The sequence below is a fragment of the Streptomyces sp. NPDC051561 genome (genome assembly GCF_044454195.1).
Lineage (GTDB): Bacteria > Actinomycetota > Actinomycetes > Streptomycetales > Streptomycetaceae > Streptomyces.
In genome coordinates this window covers 19,413-36,264 of record NZ_JBITDM010000022.1, presented here as the reverse complement: position 1 = coordinate 36,264, position 16,852 = coordinate 19,413, and the positions used below count along the sequence as shown (strand labels likewise).

17 protein-coding genes and 1 riboswitch are annotated in these 16,852 nt (G+C 69.4%); of the genes, 11 read left to right on the top strand and 6 right to left on the bottom strand.

Annotated features, from left to right (window positions below; translation table 11 throughout):
- Positions 1–62 precede the first annotated feature (62 nt).
- Positions 63–647: an isochorismatase family protein gene (locus tag ACIA73_RS33580; RefSeq protein ID WP_399442685.1), complete on the bottom strand. Its 585-nt coding sequence runs from the start codon at positions 645–647 to the stop codon at positions 63–65.
- Positions 648–830: 183 nt separating this feature from the next.
- Complete coding sequence (locus tag ACIA73_RS33575) at positions 831–2,159, bottom strand: nicotinate phosphoribosyltransferase (RefSeq protein ID WP_399442684.1); 1,329 nt, start codon at positions 2,157–2,159, stop codon at positions 831–833.
- A gap of 82 nt (positions 2,160–2,241) precedes the next feature.
- Between ACIA73_RS33575 and clpS the strand changes: the two genes are divergently transcribed.
- The 9 genes from clpS to ACIA73_RS33530 all read left to right on the top strand — a co-directional run bounded on the left by clpS (position 2,242) and on the right by ACIA73_RS33530 (position 10,212).
- A complete protein-coding gene (clpS, locus tag ACIA73_RS33570; protein WP_399442683.1) occupies positions 2,242–2,556 on the top strand; it encodes an ATP-dependent Clp protease adapter ClpS in 315 nt (104 codons plus the stop codon).
- Complete coding sequence (locus ACIA73_RS33565) at positions 2,556–3,161, top strand: DUF2017 domain-containing protein (protein ID WP_399442682.1); 606 nt, start codon at positions 2,556–2,558, stop codon at positions 3,159–3,161. Before clpS ends, ACIA73_RS33565 begins: the two co-directional genes overlap by 1 nt.
- A 421-nt stretch (positions 3,162–3,582) precedes the next feature.
- Positions 3,583–5,049, top strand: coding sequence for an amino acid permease (locus ACIA73_RS33560; protein WP_399442681.1), 1,467 nt, complete (start codon positions 3,583–3,585; stop codon positions 5,047–5,049).
- Positions 5,050–5,133: 84 nt separating this feature from the next.
- On the top strand, positions 5,134–5,553 hold the full coding sequence (locus ACIA73_RS33555) for a Mov34/MPN/PAD-1 family protein (protein WP_399442680.1): 420 nt from the start codon (positions 5,134–5,136) through the stop codon (positions 5,551–5,553).
- Between the two features lie 83 nt (positions 5,554–5,636).
- Positions 5,637–5,762, top strand: a riboswitch (cobalamin riboswitch).
- 38 nt (positions 5,763–5,800) lie between these two features.
- Positions 5,801–6,787, top strand: a complete 987-nt coding sequence (locus ACIA73_RS33550; protein WP_399442679.1) for an ABC transporter substrate-binding protein — start codon at positions 5,801–5,803, stop codon at positions 6,785–6,787.
- A 13-nt stretch (positions 6,788–6,800) separates the two neighbouring features.
- A complete protein-coding gene (locus tag ACIA73_RS33545; RefSeq protein WP_399442678.1) occupies positions 6,801–7,847 on the top strand; it encodes a FecCD family ABC transporter permease in 1,047 nt (348 codons plus the stop codon).
- On the top strand, positions 7,844–8,626 hold the full coding sequence (locus ACIA73_RS33540) for an ABC transporter ATP-binding protein (RefSeq protein ID WP_399442677.1): 783 nt from the start codon (positions 7,844–7,846) through the stop codon (positions 8,624–8,626). Before ACIA73_RS33545 ends, ACIA73_RS33540 begins: the two co-directional genes overlap by 4 nt.
- 328 nt (positions 8,627–8,954) lie before the next feature.
- Positions 8,955–9,260: a MoaD/ThiS family protein gene (locus ACIA73_RS33535; RefSeq protein WP_399442676.1), complete on the top strand. Its 306-nt coding sequence runs from the start codon at positions 8,955–8,957 to the stop codon at positions 9,258–9,260.
- Position 9,261: 1 nt separating this feature from the next.
- Complete coding sequence (locus ACIA73_RS33530) at positions 9,262–10,212, top strand: PLP-dependent cysteine synthase family protein (RefSeq protein ID WP_399442675.1); 951 nt, start codon at positions 9,262–9,264, stop codon at positions 10,210–10,212.
- A gap of 95 nt (positions 10,213–10,307) precedes the next feature.
- Here the strand turns inward: ACIA73_RS33530 and ACIA73_RS33525 are convergent, their stop codons facing one another.
- Positions 10,308–11,510 (bottom strand): glycosyltransferase, encoded by a 1,203-nt coding sequence (locus ACIA73_RS33525; protein ID WP_399442674.1) that lies wholly within the window; start codon positions 11,508–11,510, stop codon positions 10,308–10,310.
- A 242-nt stretch (positions 11,511–11,752) separates the two neighbouring features.
- On the bottom strand, positions 11,753–12,238 hold the full coding sequence (locus ACIA73_RS33520) for a type II toxin-antitoxin system PemK/MazF family toxin (RefSeq protein ID WP_399442673.1): 486 nt from the start codon (positions 12,236–12,238) through the stop codon (positions 11,753–11,755).
- Between the two features lie 357 nt (positions 12,239–12,595).
- Here ACIA73_RS33520 and ACIA73_RS33515 point away from each other — a divergent pair, with 357 nt between their 5' ends.
- Entirely contained in the window at positions 12,596–13,348 is a 753-nt protein-coding gene (locus ACIA73_RS33515; RefSeq protein WP_399442766.1) for an MBL fold metallo-hydrolase, read from the top strand.
- A 128-nt stretch (positions 13,349–13,476) separates the two neighbouring features.
- On the opposite strand, the gene ACIA73_RS33510 is transcribed toward ACIA73_RS33515, so the two are convergent.
- Positions 13,477–14,754, bottom strand: coding sequence for a PTS transporter subunit EIIC (locus ACIA73_RS33510; RefSeq protein ID WP_399442672.1), 1,278 nt, complete (start codon positions 14,752–14,754; stop codon positions 13,477–13,479).
- A gap of 318 nt (positions 14,755–15,072) precedes the next feature.
- Positions 15,073–16,368, bottom strand: coding sequence for a PTS transporter subunit EIIC (locus ACIA73_RS33505; RefSeq protein ID WP_399442670.1), 1,296 nt, complete (start codon positions 16,366–16,368; stop codon positions 15,073–15,075).
- A gap of 142 nt (positions 16,369–16,510) precedes the next feature.
- On the opposite strand from ACIA73_RS33505, the gene ACIA73_RS33500 reads away from it, so the two are divergent.
- Positions 16,511–16,834, top strand: coding sequence for a glucose PTS transporter subunit EIIB (locus ACIA73_RS33500; protein WP_399442765.1), 324 nt, complete (start codon positions 16,511–16,513; stop codon positions 16,832–16,834).
- The last annotated feature ends 18 nt before the right edge of the window (positions 16,835–16,852 follow it).

The following is a 16,852-nucleotide window of genomic DNA, read 5'->3' as shown; positions in this document are numbered from 1 at the left end:
CGCGGTCCGCCGGATACCCGGCCGGCCGCGCCCCGGGGCGACCGGGTATCCGGCCGCGGCCCTCAGACCACCGGCTTCCCGCTCAGGCGTACGCCCGCCGCCCGCAACTCCTCCAGCGCCGCCTCCGTCGTCGGCGCGGCCACCCCCGCCGTCAGATCCAGCAGCACATGGGTGGTGAAACCCTCCCGCGCCGCGTCCAGCGCCGTCGCGCGGACACAGTGGTCGGTGGCGATGCCGACCACGTCGACCTCCGTGACGTCCCGGGAGCGGAGCCAGTCCGCCAGCGCGACTCCGTTCTCGTCCGAGCCCTCGAAGCCGCTGTAGGCGGCCGAGTGCGCGCCCTTGTCGAAGACGGCGGCGATGGCGCCGCAGGCGACGGCGGGGGCGAAGTTCGGATGGAAGCCGACGCCCTCGGTGCCCGCCACGCAGTGGACGGGCCAGGAGTGCACGTAGTCCGGGTTCGGGGAGAAGTGGTCGCCGGGGTCGATGTGGTGGTCGCGGGTGGCGACGACATGGCGGTAGCCGGCCTGGGCCTCACCGATCAGATCGGTGATCGCGGCGGCGACGTCCGCCCCGCCCGCGACCGCGAGACTGCCGCCCTCGCAGAAGTCGTTCTGCACGTCGACGACGATCAAAGCGCGGTGCATGGCACATTCCTCACTGGCTCAAGAGGCACTCACCGGCGAGAGCGGGTGCCGTCGCGGAGGCCCGTCCTCCTGAGAGTAGAGACTCCGGCGCCCCGGGGGGAGTGGGCGTCCGGGGCAACCGGTAAATCCGGTTCAGGGGTGGTGCACGTACCCGGTGGAATCAGAGGTACGCGACCGCACCCCTCACAGGTACTCGGTCGGAATCACCGGCTCGCCCCGCGAGAGCTGCACCGCCGACATCGGCAGCGCCCCCCGCACCCTGGTGTGCCGCTCCCGGGCCGCGTCCAGCGGCTCGCGGGCGACGACCTCGCCGCCCTTGACCAGCTCCACCTGGAGCTGCCGGTCGACCAGCTCCGGCGGCACCGGACCGGTGCCGATGACCTCCGCCTCGGCCGCCCCGTACTCGTCGGGCCTGCGCGCCGCCCACTTGCGGCCGCCGCGCGAGGACTTCGCGCCCATGGACTTCTTCGCCACCGGGACGAGCGGGGCCTTGGGGTCGGCGGACTGTGCCCGGGCCACCAGCTTGTAGACCATCGAGCAGGTGGGGTGACCGCTGCCGGTGACCAGCTGGGTGCCCACGCCGTACGCGTCCACCGGGGCCGCCGCCAGCGAGGCGATCGCGTACTCGTCCAGGTCGGAGGTGACGACGATCTTCGTCCTGGTGGCGCCCAGCTCGTCCAGCTGGTCGCGCACCCGGTGGGCGACCAGCAGGAGGTCGCCGGAGTCGATCCGTACCGCGCCCAGTTCCGGACCCGCGACCTCCACGGCCGTACGGACTGCCTCGGCCACGTCGTAGGTGTCCACCAGCAGCGTCGTACCGCTGCCCAGCGAATCGACCTGTGCCTGGAAGGCGTCGCGCTCGCTGTCGTGCAGGAGGGTGAAGGCGTGGGCGGAGGTGCCCACCGTCGGGATGCCGTAGCGGAAGCCCGCGGCCAGGTCGGAGGTGGAGGTGAAGCCGCCGACGTACGCCGCGCGGGCCGAGGCCACCGCGGAGAGCTCGTGGGTGCGGCGCGCGCCCATCTCGATCAGGGGGCGGCTGCCCGCCGAGGCGGCCATCCGGGAGGCGGCGGCGGCGATCGCCGAATCGTGGTTGAGGATCGAGAGGATCACCGTTTCGAGCAGCACGCACTCCGCGAAGCTGCCCTCGACGCGCAGGATCGGCGAGCCCGGGAAGTACACCTCGCCCTCCGGGTAGCCCCAGATGTCACCGCTGAAGCGGTAGGAGGTCAGCCATTCGAGGGTCGGCTCGTCGACGATGTCCTGTTCGCGCAGGAAGGCGATGAGGTCCGCGTCGAAGCGGAAGTTCTCGACGGCGTCCAGCACCCGGCCGGTCCCCGCGACCACGCCGTAGCGCCGCCCGGAGGGGAGTCTGCGGGTGAAGACCTCGAAGACGGAGCGGCGGTCGGCGGTGCCGGCCCGCAGCGCGGCCTGGAGCATCGTGAGCTCGTACTGGTCGGTGAAGAGGGCGGTCGACGGAACATCCACCGGCAGCCCAAGGTCCGCAGCGTTCATAGGACCGGATGCTACCCCTGATTTCGTCAAAGTGACGAGATCTAGGAGGCCGTTTGTGCGAGCGCCCCCCTGCGGTGGCAGCATGGGAAGGGTGAGTGTCGCCCCCGTAGAGATCGAACGCCCCGAGTCGGCCGAGGAAACCTTCGTGGTGCCCGAGCCGGACACCCCCTGGGTGACCCTGGTCCACAACGACCCGGTCAACCTCATGAGTTATGTGTCGTACGTCTTCCAGACGTACTTCGGCTACTCGAAGGAGAAGGCGAAAAAACTGATGATGGACGTCCACCACAAGGGCCGGGCGGTCGTCTCCGCGGGCAGCCGCGAGGAGATGGAGCGCGACGTGCAGGCGATGCACGGGTACGGACTCTGGGCGACCCTCTCCCAGGACCGCAACTGATGCCCGGCTACTTCGAGACGGTCCCCGGCGGTGGCGCGGCCGTCGCTCTGGACCCAGTGGAGACGTCCATCCTGCGCTCGCTCGCCGTCCAGCTCCTGGAGCTGATCGGCCCCGGCGACGAGCCGGTCGAGGGCGAGGACCCGCTGGCGGCGCTGTTCGCCGAGGGCCCGAGCGAGGCCCCCGCCGACCCGGCGCTGGCCCGGCTCTTCCCCGAGGCGTACGTCGACCCGACGTCGGACCCGGCCGCCCCGGACAAGGAGCAGCTCGCCGCCTCCTCCGAGTTCCGCCGCTTCACCGAGAACGACCTGCGCACCCGCAAGCGCGAGGACGCCCTGTCCGTGGTGCGGAACCTGGACGCGCTGGCCGCCGCCGCGGACGACGAGCCCGGCCTCGTACTCAAGCTCCTGCCCGACGAGTCCCGGCGCTGGCTCGGCACCCTCAACGACCTCCGGCTGACCATCGCCTCCCGGCTGGACATCACCGAGGACGACGAGAGCGAACTGCTGTACGCGCTCCCCGACGAGGACCCGCGCAAGCCGATGGTGATGGCGTATCTGTGGCTGGGCGGGTTGCAGGAGACCTTGGTCGAGACCTTGCTGCCGTAGCCGAAGCGGCCTTGGCGCGGTGTTCCGGCGCCGGTGCTTCCAGGAGTCCGACAGATCCCGCAATATCAATCCGTGAAACGTAAGTGTTCGCTCAGCGGACGCTCAAATCCGAATAACGATCGGGTCACCTCCCCTGTGTGCTTTGCCGCCGCAGGGGAGTTTTGTCTGCTTTTCCCTGTGCAATAGGGCACAAAGTGTCATCTCGATCATCGGTTTCGGCGTGATAGATCTGCACGACCACCACGGACGCCACCCCTGTCCGTGAGGGCGCTGACGCCGGCGGATCGCCGGTATGCACTCCCAATCCGGGGGCAGTAAAGCCCCTCAATGGATCGTCACCGTCGATCCGAGCCGCGAGCCGCGTTCCTCATCGGAGCGTGGTGTTGTCCGGCCGGGTCGGCACGGAGAAAGGCGCAACACCATGACCTCAGCGCAGGTCGATCAGCAACACGACAGCAGCGGGGCGATTGGCGCCGAAGGCACATCGTCCGGCGAAGGCGAGAACGAGGGCTACCAGCGAGGCCTCGGAGCCCGCCAGATCCAGATGATCGCCATCGGCGGCGCCATCGGCACGGGCCTCTTCCTCGGCGCGGGCAAGAGCATCTCCAAGGCCGGTCCCAGCATCATCTTGGCGTACGCCATCGCGGGTCTGGTCATCTTCTTCATCATGCGGGCGCTCGGCGAGCTGCTGATGTACCGCCCGGTCTCCGGTTCCTTCTCGGAGTACGCCCGTGAGTTCCTCGGCCCGTTCTTCGGGTTCGTGACCGGCTGGACGTACTGGCTCTTCTGGGTCGTCACCGGCATCACCGAGGTCACCGCGGCCTCCAAGTACATGCAGTACTGGACGAAGGACGCGACGGGACTGATCAACCAGCCCCAGTGGGTCTACGCCCTGATCTTCACCGTCGTCCTCTTCGCCGCCAACCTGATCTCCGTGAAGCTCTTCGGCGAGCTGGAGTTCTGGTTCTCGATGGTCAAGGTGACCGCCATCATCGGCATGATCCTGATCTGCGCCGGCATCCTGACGGTCGGCTTCTCGGACGCCGGCGACACCGCCTCCGTCTCGCTCCTGTGGTCCGAGGGCGGGTTCTTCCCCAACGGCATCGGCTCCACCCTGATGACCCTCCAGATGGTCATGTTCGCCTTCCTCGCCGTGGAGCTGGTCGGCGTCACCGCGGGTGAGTCCAAGGACCCGAAGACGGTCCTGCCCAAGGCGATCAACACCGTTCCGTGGCGCATCGCCGTCTTCTACGTCGGCGCGCTGATCATGATCCTCTCGGTGGTCCCCTGGACCCACTTCCAGCCCGGCATCTCCCCGTTCGTGGCCGCCTTCGAGAAGATGGGCCTGGGCGTCGGCGCCGCGATCGTCAACTTCGTGGTGCTCACCGCCGCCCTCTCCTCCTGCAACTCCGGCATGTACTCCACCGGCCGGATGCTGCGCGACCTCGCCCTCAACGGGCAGGCCCCGAAAGTCTTCACCAAGCTGACGGCGCGCGGGCTGCCGCTCATCGGTACGTCCTTCTCCGCCGCCCTGATGCTGGTCGGCGTCTGGATCAACTACCAGTGGCCGGGCAAGGCGTTCGACTACGTCGTCGCCTTCGCCACCATCTCCGGCATGTGGGCCTGGATCATGATCCTCTGCTCGCAGATCAAGTACCGCCGGATGTCCGACGCGGGCCTGCTGCCCAAGTCGACCTTCCGTGCCCCGGGCTCCCCGTGGACCAGCTGGTTCGCGCTGGCCTTCATCTTCATGGTCATCGTGCTGATGGGCCTCGACGAGGAGGGGCGCATCTCCCTCCTCGGAGCGCCCGTCTGGGCCCTGCTGCTCGGTGTCTCGTACCTGGTCATGAAGGCACGCGACCCCGAGAAGTTCGCCGCCCGCAAGTAGCAGCCGAGACTCTGCGTCTCACCATCCGGTCCCGTCCGTACCACTCCTCGGTACAGGCGGGACCGTTTGCATATCCTGGCGCCCATGCTGACCATTTCCCGCACCCTGCACGACCACATCGTCGCCCACGCGCGCGCCGACCACCCCGACGAGGCGTGCGGCATGGTCGCGGGCCCGGAGGGCACCGGCCGCCCCGAACGCTTCATCCCCATGCTGAACGCCGCCCGCTCGCCCACCTTCTACGAGTTCGACTCCGGCGACCTCCTCAAGCTCTACCGCGACCTCGACGACCGCGACGAGGAACCCGTCATCGTCTACCACTCCCACACCGCCACCGAGGCCTATCCCTCCCGCACCGACGTCACCTACGCCAACGAACCCGGCGCCCATTACGTCCTGGTCTCCACGGCCGACACCGACGGCCTCGGCGACTTCCAGTTCCGCTCCTACCGGATCGTCGACGGCGTCATCACGGAGGAAGAGGTCGAGGTGGTGGAGGGCTGACGGCGAACCCCGCCGCGTACCCCCCGGCCCGATCACCACGCACGCCCCGGGGCCCGGTCGCCCGCCGCCCGCGTCCCGGGTGAGAGACTGTGCCCCGACCAGGGCCGCAGGACCCAGGAAGCCGGTGTGAATCCGGCGCGGTCCCGCCACTGTGACCAGGCCCTTCGGGGCCCGGGAGCCAGGAACTGACCTGTTGCCCTCCATCCGGTAAAGGGGACGTGGAAATCCCCCAAGGAGGCACCTCCGCATGTCCTGGCGTACCCGTACCCAGATGGCTCTCATAGCCGCCGTCGCGCTCCCGCTCACCGCGTGCGGCATGACCACCACCCCCACCCCGGACGCCAGGGCCGCGCCCGCCGCCGGATTCCCGTACACCGTCGAGAACTGCGGCGTGAGGACCACCTTCACCAAGCCCCCGGCCCGCGCGCTGGCGATGAACCAGCACGCGACGGAGGTCCTGCTGGAACTGGGCCTCGCGAAGTCCATCACCGGCACCGCCTACCTGGACGACAAGGTCCTGCCGAAGTACGCCGCCGAGTACGGCAGGATCCCCGTCGTCGCCAAGGAGTACCCGGCCAAGGAGAAGCTCCTGGCCGCCAACCCCGACTTCGTGTACGGCGGTTACGCCTCCGCCTTCGACCCCAAGCAGGGCCGCGGCAGGGAGGACCTGAAGAAGTCGGGGATCGAGTCGCGGCTGAACATCGAGTACTGCACCAAGGGCAGCAGCGCGATCGACGACATCTACCGCGAAGTGGCCGAGACGGGACGGACGTTCGGGGTCGGGGCGCGCGCCGACACGTGGGTGGCGGACGCGAAGAAGACCATCGCGGACACCGAGAAGCAGCTCAAGGGCGTCAAGCCGGTCAGCGTCTTCGCGTACGACAGCGGCGACAAGACCGCATCGACCGCCGGCGGCAAGGGCATCGCCAACGAGATGATCACCCGTGCGGGTGGGAAGAACGTGATGGCGGACGTGCCGAAGTCGTTCACGGACGCGTCCTGGGAGCAGGTCGTCACGCGCAACCCCGAGGTCATCATGATCATCGACTACGGGTCGACGACCGTGGAACAGAAGAAGAAGCGGCTGCTCGACGACCCGGTCCTCAAGGACGTCCCGGCGATCAGGAACAAGAGGTTCGCGGTGATGCCGCTCTCCGAGCTGGTGGTCGGCGTGCGGGCGCCCGCCGCGATCGAGAGGCTGGCCCTTCAGCTGCACCCCGAGCTGAAGAAGTAGGGCGAAGAAGAAGGTGAGTTGCAAGACGCCGCCCGCCAAGGGCCCGCTCCGCTACACCCTGGTGCTCGGCGTCCTCGCCGCTGTCCTCGCGGCGGCGATGGTCGCCGGGCTGGCGCTCGGGCAGGTCCGGATACCCGCCGCGCAGGTGCTGGACATCGTCACCGGGGGAGCCGAACCGAGCCCGTTCCGCACGATCGTCCTCGACGTGCGGATGCCGCGCGTACTGCTGGGGGCGGTCGTCGGAGCGGGCCTCGCAGTGATCGGCACCGTGCTCCAGGCACTGGTGCGCAACCCGCTCGCCGACCCGTACCTGCTGGGCATCTCCTCCGGCGCCTCCGCCGGAGTGGTGCTCGTCATCGTCTTCGGGATCGGCAGCGGCATGGGGATCTCGACCGCCGTGACCATGCCCGCGGGGGCGTTCGCGGGCTCACTGCTCGCGCTCGTGCTGGTCTACAGCCTCGCCCGGCGCGGCGGGCAGATGACCGGAACCCGCCTGGTCCTGGCGGGAGTCGCGGTGGCGTACATCCTCTCCGCGCTGACCAGCCTCCTGATGGTCACCTCCGCCCGGCGGGAGCACTTCCAGGAGGCCATGTACTGGTCGCTGGGCGGGCTGGGGTCGGCGCGCTGGGACATGCTGATGCTGCCCGCGGTGGTGCTGGCGGCGGGCACGGCACTGCTGATCGCGCTCGCCAGGCCGCTGGACCTGATGCTGGTGGGGGAGGAGGGCGCGACCGTCCTCGGCCTGGACACCTCCCGCTTCCGGGCCGCCGTCTTCGTGCTGACCTCGCTGGTCACCGGCGTACTGGTCTCCGTGTCCGGGGCGATCGGCTTCATCGGACTGCTGGTGCCGCACGCCGCGCGGATGCTGGTCGGCGCCTCGCACCGGACGCTGCTGCCGGTGGTGGCGCTGGGCGGCGCGGCGTTCCTGGTACTGGCCGACCTGGCCGCCCGTACCGTCGCCGAACCCCAGGACGTACCCGTCGGCGTCCTCACCGCCCTGATCGGCGGCCCGTTCTTCCTGTGGCTGCTGCGCCGCCGCCCCGAAGGAGCCCCGGCATGAGCCATCTGCGTACCGAAGGACTCTCCTACGGGGTCGAGGGCCGCCACCTCGTCGACGCCATCGACATCGAGGCCCGACCCGGCGAAACCGTCGGACTCGTCGGCCCCAACGGCAGCGGCAAGACGACCTTGCTGCGCTGCGTGTACGGCACCCTCACCCCCACCCACGGCCGCGCCCTCCTCGACGGCGAGGACCTGCACGCCATGGGCGCCAAGGCCCGCGCCCGGCGCCTGGCCACCGTCCCACAGGACGGACAGGCGGTGTTCGAACTCACCGTGCGCGAGGTCGTCGCGATGGGCCGCTCGCCGCACAAGAGGTTCTGGGAGGCGGACACCGCCGCCGACGCGCAGCTCGTACGGGAGGCCCTGGACCGGGTCGGTGTCGCCGACCTCGCCGACCGGGCCTTTCCCTCACTGTCCGGCGGCGAGCGCCAACGCGCGCTGGTGGCACGGGCATTGGTGCAGGAGCCCGCCCTGGTCGTGCTCGACGAGCCGACCAACCACCTCGACATCCGCTACCAGCTGGAGGTTCTCTCCCTGGTACGCGACCTGGGGACCACCAACCTCCTCGCCCTGCACGACCTCAACCTCGCCGCCTACTACTGCGACCGCGTCTACGTCCTGGACGCCGGCCGCATCGTCGCCTCCGGCACCCCCGAGGAGGTCCTCACCCCCGACCTCCTCAAGCGGGTCTACGGGGTCGACGCCGAGGTCAGCGTGCACCCGACGACCGGGGCGCCGACCGTCGTCTACCTTCCACCGTCCACCCAGCGGACGTAATCCTCCCACCATGTGAGATCACATGCCGGAAACCGGGCCGGGAATCTATACGATGACCGCATGGTTCCCCACGACGTGACAGCGAAGACGACGCCCGGCAGCACGCTGCTGCTCGTGGCGCGCCTGCACGTCGACCTGTGCCGGCTCGACAGCACTCTCTGTACGGCTGCCTGAACCACCCGCACCCTGCGACGCCCGACGCCCCCGCGCGGGGGAGGACGACCCGCCGCGCGCCCGTTCACGTACTCCCGTAGCCCCCGTACTTCCGTAGTCCGCTACTCCCGTACCCCGTACTCCCGAGAAGACTTCCGAGAAGGAGCCGCACGCCATGGCCATCGAGGTCCGCATCCCCACCATCCTCCGCACCCACACCGACGGCGCCAAGGCCGTCGAGGGCAACGGCGCCACCCTCGCCGACCTCTTCACCGACCTGGAGACCCGGCACACCGGCATCCGGGAGCGCATCGTCGACAAGGGCGAGCTGCGCCGCTTCGTGAACGTCTACCTCAACGACGAGGACGTCCGCTTCCTCGACGGCATCTCCACCAAGCTCGCCGACGGCGACAGCGTGACGATCCTGCCCGCCGTCGCGGGCGGTTCGGCCGACGCCGTGTCCATGGCCGGCCTGCGCTGATATGCGGTACGACTCCCCGCTGGCCGCCGTCGGCAACACGCCGCTGGTGAGGCTGCCCCGGCTCTCGCCCTCCGCCGACGTGCGGATCTGGGCGAAGCTGGAGGACCGCAACCCGACCGGTTCGATCAAGGACCGTCCGGCGCTCCACATGGTCGAACAGGCCGAGAAGGACGGCCGGTTGACGCCCGGCTGCACCATCCTGGAACCCACCAGCGGCAACACCGGCATCTCGCTCGCCATGGCCGCCAAGCTCAAGGGCTACCGGATCGTCTGCGTGATGCCGGAGAACACCTCGCAGGAGCGGCGCGACCTGCTCACCATGTGGGGCGCGGAGATCATCCCCTCCCCGGCGGCGGGCGGTTCCAACACGGCCGTACGGGTCGCCAAGGAGCTCTCCGCCGAGCACCCGGACTGGGTGATGCTCTACCAGTACGGCAACCCCGACAACGCGGGCGCGCACTACGCGGGGACCGGCCCGGAGATCCTCACCGACCTCCCCTCGATCACCCACTTCGTCGCGGGTCTGGGCACCACCGGCACCCTGATGGGCGTCGGCCGCTACCTCCGCGAGCACAAGCCGGACGTGAAGATCGTCGCCGCCGAGCCGCGCTACGACGACCTGGTCTACGGCCTGCGCAACCTCGACGAGGGCTTCGTGCCCGAGCTGTACGACGCCTCCGTGCTCACCACCCGCTTCTCGGTGGGCTCCGCCGACGCGGTCACCCGCACCCGCGAACTCCTCCAGCAGGAGGGCATCTTCGCGGGCGTCTCCACCGGCGCCGCCCTGCACGCGGCGATCGGCGTCGGCAACAAGTCGGTCAAGGCGGGCGAGGGCGCCGACATCGTCTTCGTCGTCGCCGACGGCGGCTGGAAGTACCTCTCCACCGGGGTCTACACGGCTCCGACCACGGAGGCGGCCATCGAGACGCTGCAGGGCCAGCTCTGGGCGTAGCGCCGCGGGGAAGAACGGGAACAGCACGAAGAAGGGGGCCGGGATCACCCGGCCCCCTTCTTCGTGCTTACCGCCTCGTCCTCGCCGCGTACCGCCTACCGCGCCAGCAGCCCGAAGAGCTCTTCCCACCGGTCGGTGACCTTCTCGGCGGAGAACCGCTGGATGTTCTCGCGCGCGGTGTCGCCCATCTTGTCGCGGAGGTCCTGCTCCTCGATCAGCCGGGAGAGCATCGCGGCGAACTCATCGACATTGCCCGGACGGGCGAGCAGTCCGTCGACCTCGTGGTTGACGATCTCGCGCATACCGGGGGCCATGTCGAAGGCCACGCACGGGACCGCGGTGGCCATCGCCTCCATCGGGGCCAGCGGGAAGCCCTCCGCGCGCGAGGTCAGCACGAAGACGGACCCCTCACGGAGCGCGCCGGGAACGTCGGAGGTCCGGCCCAGCCACTGCACCGTCGAGGAGATCTCCAGGTCCTCGGCCTGCTGGTGCAGGGCCGCCTCGCGGTCGCCGGTGCCGTAGACGCGCAGGGTCCAGTCCGGGTGCCTGGGGGAGACCTCGGCCCAGATGGAGAGGAGCATGTCGATGCCCTTCTCGTGCGAGAGGCGCCCGATGCTCACCACGTTCTTGTCCGTGCGCGCGGAGGGCTGCTCGGGGAAGAAGGGGAGCGGGTTGGGCATGAAGCCGACGTTGTCCAGCTTGCCCTGGGCGATCCACAGGTCGGCGTCCTCACGGGTGAGGGCCAGCAGCCGGTCCACGTTCCGGTAGTGCTTCTGCACGCGGCGGAAGCGCGAGGAGCCCTTGGTGGCCGCGAACGACTCGTGGCTCATCCCGATCGTCGTCAGCCCGGAGGTGTCGGCGAGCGCCACCCACTCCATGGCCCACACCTGCGTCACGATTATCACCGCGCCCGGGCCGGCCGCCTTGAACAGCGCGGTCAGCTTCGCCGCCTGCGCCGCACGGTCCGCCTCGTGGACCGCCAGCTTGCGCTTGTCGAGCGGGTGCAGCCGACGGACCCGGGGGGCCTGCGGGGGATGGGCCGCGTACAGCGTGGTGGTCGCATACGGTACGTCGGGCCCGAGATCGTGCCGGCGGCCGGCCGGGGCGGGCACGATACCGACGACCTGGACACGGTGACCGCGGGCGGCGAACAGCCGGGCCATCTGGTGTGTCCAGCTGGTCACGCCGCCCACTTCGTCGACGCTGTTGGAGACCAGGAAGATGTCCCGGAGGGTGTCCTGCGGCGCTTCCTGAGGCGTTTCCTGAGGCGTGTCCTGGGGCGGGTTCGTCCCGTGCATGTGGTGTCCGTTCAAGAGCGACGGTGCACGCGGACCACTGTGCGTCAGAGCGGGGCTGCCGAGACGGCTGGCGTCGCGGTTCACAGGATCTCGGTGCGGTGGTGGGGCCCCACAAACGAGGGTGATCAAGCATAGTGCGGCATGCTTACAAACTAGCCATGCTGGTGTGATCATTCCAAATCCGGGAAGGGACGCCCGCCGGGAATCCGGGGCTGCTCCCGCCCCCCCTCGGACACGGACTCTCACCGCGCCAGATGCCGTACCTGGTCCCACACCGTCGGATCCGCCGAGCCCACCCGCCGCCGGAAGTCCCACAGGGGTACGTCGCGCAACTCGTCCGTCTCCAGGAAGCTGGGCCGCCCCTGGGCGTCGCCCACCGAACCGGGCGGCAGCGCGATCACCCCGGCCCGGTCGTGCTGCCACTTGCTGGTGATCTTGGCGACGACCGCGTTCTCGCCCCGCACCGACAGCACCAGACACGGCCGGTCCTTCGACCCGGGCCCGTCCTCGTACGGTACGTCCGCCCACCAGATCTCCCCGGCCTCCGGCAGCCGCTTCGGCAGCTTCCCGGGCCTGCGCCGGGGCCCGGTCGGCCGCCCCGGCGGCCGGGTACTGCCACCGGGCCGCCGCCGCTTCACCCGCCGGCCGCGTCCCCACCCGTCGGTCAGCGCCGCGACCAGAGCGATCGCCACCACCGCAAGCAATGCCAGCCACCACGAGGTATCCATGCGCCCGACGGTACCGGCCACCCCCACCCGAGTCGCGCCGGCGCCCGTCTCCCCTCCTCGCCCCAGCCGCCTTGGGCGGAGGTGCCCCCCACGGAGTCGCCACCCTCGCCGTCCCGGCCCACCCCCGACCCCGTACCCCCCAACACCCCCTCCCCCCACCGAAGTTCCCACGCCCCCCCGCCCCCCACCGCACGCCCCCGCGCGCTCCCCCCGAACCGGTGACAGCCCAGGTGAGTTGCCCCACAACGGCACACGGCCGAGGAGCGAGGGCCCATGACGCGCCTTACGCTCGAACCCACCCCGCGCTCCCCACCCCGCCCCCGCGCGGACACCCGCACCCACGGAGGTCCCGGCTCCATGAAGCTCACCGTCGTCGGCTGCTCGGGGTCGTTCCCGTCCGTGGAATCGGCCTGTTCGAGCTACCTCGTCGAGGCCGACGGCTTTCGGCTGCTTCTCGACATGGGCAACGGCGCCCTCGGCGAGCTGCAGCGCCACACCGGCCTGTACGACCTGGACGCGATCTTCCTCAGCCATCTCCACGCCGACCACTGCATCGACATGACGGGCTACTTCGTCACCCGCTACTACCGGCACGACGGCGGCCGCGCGCCGAGCCTGCCCGTGTACGGCCCGGAGGGCACCGAGGAGCGGCTGGGCGCCGCGCACGCCGCCCTGCCCACCCCCGACGCGATGAGCAAGGTCTTCGACTTCCACACCCTGAAGGCCGGCACCTTCGAGATCGGCCCGTTCCAGGTCCGCACCGAGAGGATGCGCCACCCCGTCGAGACGTACGGCATCCGCCTCGAACACGGCGGTCGCACCCTGACGTACTCCGGGGACACCGGCCCCTGCGAGTCGCTGCACAAGCTGGCCGAGGACAGCGACCTCTTCCTCTGCGAGGCGTCGTTCCTGCACGGCAAGGAGGACATCCCGGAGCTGCACCTCAACGGCCGCGAGGCCGGCGAGTACGCGCACCGGGCGGGCGCGGGCAGCCTGCTCCTCACCCACATCCCGCCGTGGACCGACGCCCAGCGCAATCTGCGCGACGCGCGCGAGGTGTTCGGGGGGCCGGTCGAGCTGGCGGCCAGGGGCGCGGTCCACCTGGTCTGACGTACCGGCGCCACCTGGTCCGACGTACCGGCGGACGAACAGCAGCGGCGGACGAACAGCAGCGAGGGCCCCCGGAACCGATCGGTTCCGGGGGCCCTCGCGTCAGGCAACTGACGTGCGGCGAAGCCTTACTTGGCTTCGGCCTTCTGGAGCTCGGCGAGCTCCTCGTCGGACTCGCGGCCCGGCGTGGGGATGTTGAACTTGGTGATCGCGAAGCGGAACACGAAGTAGTAGACGACCGCGAAGCAGAGGCCGACCAGGACCAGCATCCAGGGCTTGGTGGCGATGCCCAGGTTCAGCAGGAAGTCGATCGCGCCGGCCGAGAAGCCGAAGCCGTCCTTCATGCCGAGCGCCCAGGTCAGGGCCATCGAGACACCGGTCAGCACCGCGTGGATCGCGTAGAGCACCGGGGCCAGGAACATGAAGGTGAACTCGATGGGCTCGGTCACACCGGTCACGAAGGCGGTCAGCGCCAGCGAGAACATCATGCCGCCGACGATCTTGCGGCGCTCGGGGCGGGCGCAGTGGACGATCGCGAGGCAGGCCGCCGGGAGGGCGAACATCATGATCGGGAAGAAGCCGGTCATGAACTGACCCGCGGTCGGGTCGCCGGCCAGGAAGCGGGCGATGTCGCCGTGCACGGCGCCGTTGGCACCGTCGAAGGAACCGGCCTGGAACCACGGGAAGGAGTTCAGCAGGTGGTGCATGCCGACCGGGATGAGCGCACGGTTGGCGACACCGAAGATGCCCGCGCCGACCGCGCCGGAGCCGACCAGCCACTCACCGAAGTTGTGCAGACCCGCACCGAGTATCGGCCAGATCAGACCGAAGACGATGCCGGTGACCAGACCCGCGAAGGCCGAGAGGATCGGGACCAGACGACGGCCACCGAAGAAGCCCGCCCAGTCGGGCAGCTTGGTCCGGTAGAACTTCTGGTAGAGCAGGGCGACGATGATGCCCATCACGACGCCGCCGAGGACGCCGGCGTTGACCGGGGCGTCATTCATGACGATCTTGCCGTCGGCGACCGCGGCGACCTTCGGGAGGTTGCTGTCCGTGAAGGTGGCGAGCACCTTCTGGAAGACCAGGTAGCCGGTCACGGCGGCCAGTGCGGTCGAGCCGTCCGACTTCTTGGCGAAGCCGATCGCGATACCGACGGCGAACAGGATCGCCATGTTGTCGATGATCGCGCTGCCGCCGGCCGCCATGTAACCGGCGATCTTCTGGATGAACTCCGGGAAGTTCTCGCGACCGAGCATGTCGGTCTGGCCGAGGCGGATCAGCAGGGCGCCCGCAGGCAGCACGGCGACCGGCAGCATGAGGCTGCGGCCGATGCGCTGCATGACAGCCATCACGCCCGCGCCCTTCTTCTTCTCAGCCGCGGGGGCGGCGCTGGCCTTGGACATCTGATCCTCCATGGGGGCAAGGCGCCGCCAGGACATGGAAAAGATGGGGACGGCGGCGTCTCCGGGGCTGCGCGCGAACCGAAGAGTTCGGGTCACGTGGTCTACACCAGTCACTGGTGTAGACCAGTTGTAACACGGTGAGGGTGAGATAAGGAACCCTCGATTCCGGTGGCCCGGGACACACCGTCACAGAACAGACGAAGGCCCCCGGACCACTAGGGTCCGAGGGCCTGGGGGAGCGGGGCAAATGCCCTGCGCCGGGGGATTCTTCGTGCCGTACGTCAGGCGTGCGCGGCTACTTCACTTCCGTGTGCGCGGCTACTTCGTGTTCTCGCGCTCCAGCTCCTCCTCCACTTCCTCCGGCTCGCGGCCGGGGGTGGGGAGGTTGAACTTGGTGATCGCGAAGCGGAAGAGGGCGTAGTACACGACCGCGAAGCAGAGTCCGATGGGGATGATCATCCAGGGTTTCGTCGCCAGTCCCCAGTTGATGACGTAGTCGATCAGACCGGCCGAGAAGCTGAAGCCGTCCTTGACGCCCAGGCCCCAGGTGACGGCCATCGAGACGCCCGTGAGCACCGCGTGGATCGCGTACAGCGCCGGCGCGATGAACAGGAACGAGTACTCCAGTGGCTCCGTGATGCCGGTGACGAGCGAGGTCAGACCGACCGACAGCATCAGTCCGCCGACCGCCTTGCGCCGGTGCGGCTTGGCGCAGTGGGTGATCGCCAGCGCCGCCGCGGGCAGCGCGAACATCATGATCGGGAAGAAGCCGGTGGTGAACTGACCGGCCGTCGGGTCGCCCGCCAGGAACCGGTTGATGTCACCGTGCACGACCGAGCCGTCCGGCTTGGTGTAGCTGCCGAACTGGAACCAGATGGGCACGTTCAGGAACTGGTGCAGACCGATCACCAGCAGGCCGCGGTTGGCGATGCCGAAGATGCCCGCACCGAGTGCGCCGAGCCCGATCAGCCAGTCGCTGAAGCTCTCCAGCGCGCTGCCGATCGGCGGCCACACCCACAGGCAGAGCGCGGCGAAGATGATCGCCACGAAGGACATGATGATCGGCACCAGACGGCGGCCGTTGAAGAAGCCGAGCCAGTCGACCAGCTTGGTGCGGTGGTACTTCTGCCAGAAGTACGCGGCCAGCAGCCCCATCACGATGCCGCCGAACACACCCGGATTCTGGTACGTGAAGGCGGAGACGGTGTTGTCCGCCGCCTGGCATCCCTGCGCGACCGCCTTCGCACCGGCCGCGCAGTCCTCGGGGAACTGGCGCAGCACGTTGTAGTACACGAGGAAGCCCGCCACCGCGGCCAGCGCGGTGGAGCCGTCCGCCTTCTTGGCCATGCCGATGGCGACACCGATGCAGAACAGCAGCGGCAGTCCGAGGTTGGCGTCCAGCAGGGCGCCGCCCGCGCCCATCATCACCTTGGCCACGTTGTTCCAGCCGAGCCCGTCGGTGCCGAACACGTCCGGCTGGCCCAGCCGGTTCAGGATGCCGGCCGCGGGGAGGACCGCGATCGGCAGCTGAAGGCTGCGGCCCATCTTCTGCAGGCCCTGGAACAGGCCGTTCCACCACTTGGGCGGTGGCGCCGCCGCGCTCTGCACACTCATGGACGTCCTCCCGGAACAAGCCATTCCTCACGGGTGTTGCACACTGGTGTAGACCAGTTGCGATACGGTCCCGGAGTGCTGCGATGCGCGGTCCTCCGGTGATCGTCATCCTTTGCCACCCGCGACCCGGGCGCCCGCGAAGATGGGCCAACCGTGGGTTAACGTGACAAAGCGGCCGACGCTGGGCCGACGCGGCGTGACGCAGCGACCTTTGACCATCAGGGAGAAACACATGGCCACCAAGGCTGAGAAGATCGTCGCCGGGCTCGGCGGGCTCGACAACATCGAAGAGGTCGAGGGCTGCATCACGCGCCTGCGCACCGAGGTCATCAACGCCGACCTCGTCGACGAGGCCGCGCTCAAGGCCGCCGGCGCCCACGGCGTCGTCCGCATGGGCACCGCGATCCAGGTCGTCATCGGCACCGACGCGGACCCGATCGCGGGCGAGATCGAAGACATGATGTGAGCCACTGAGGCTCCGCGA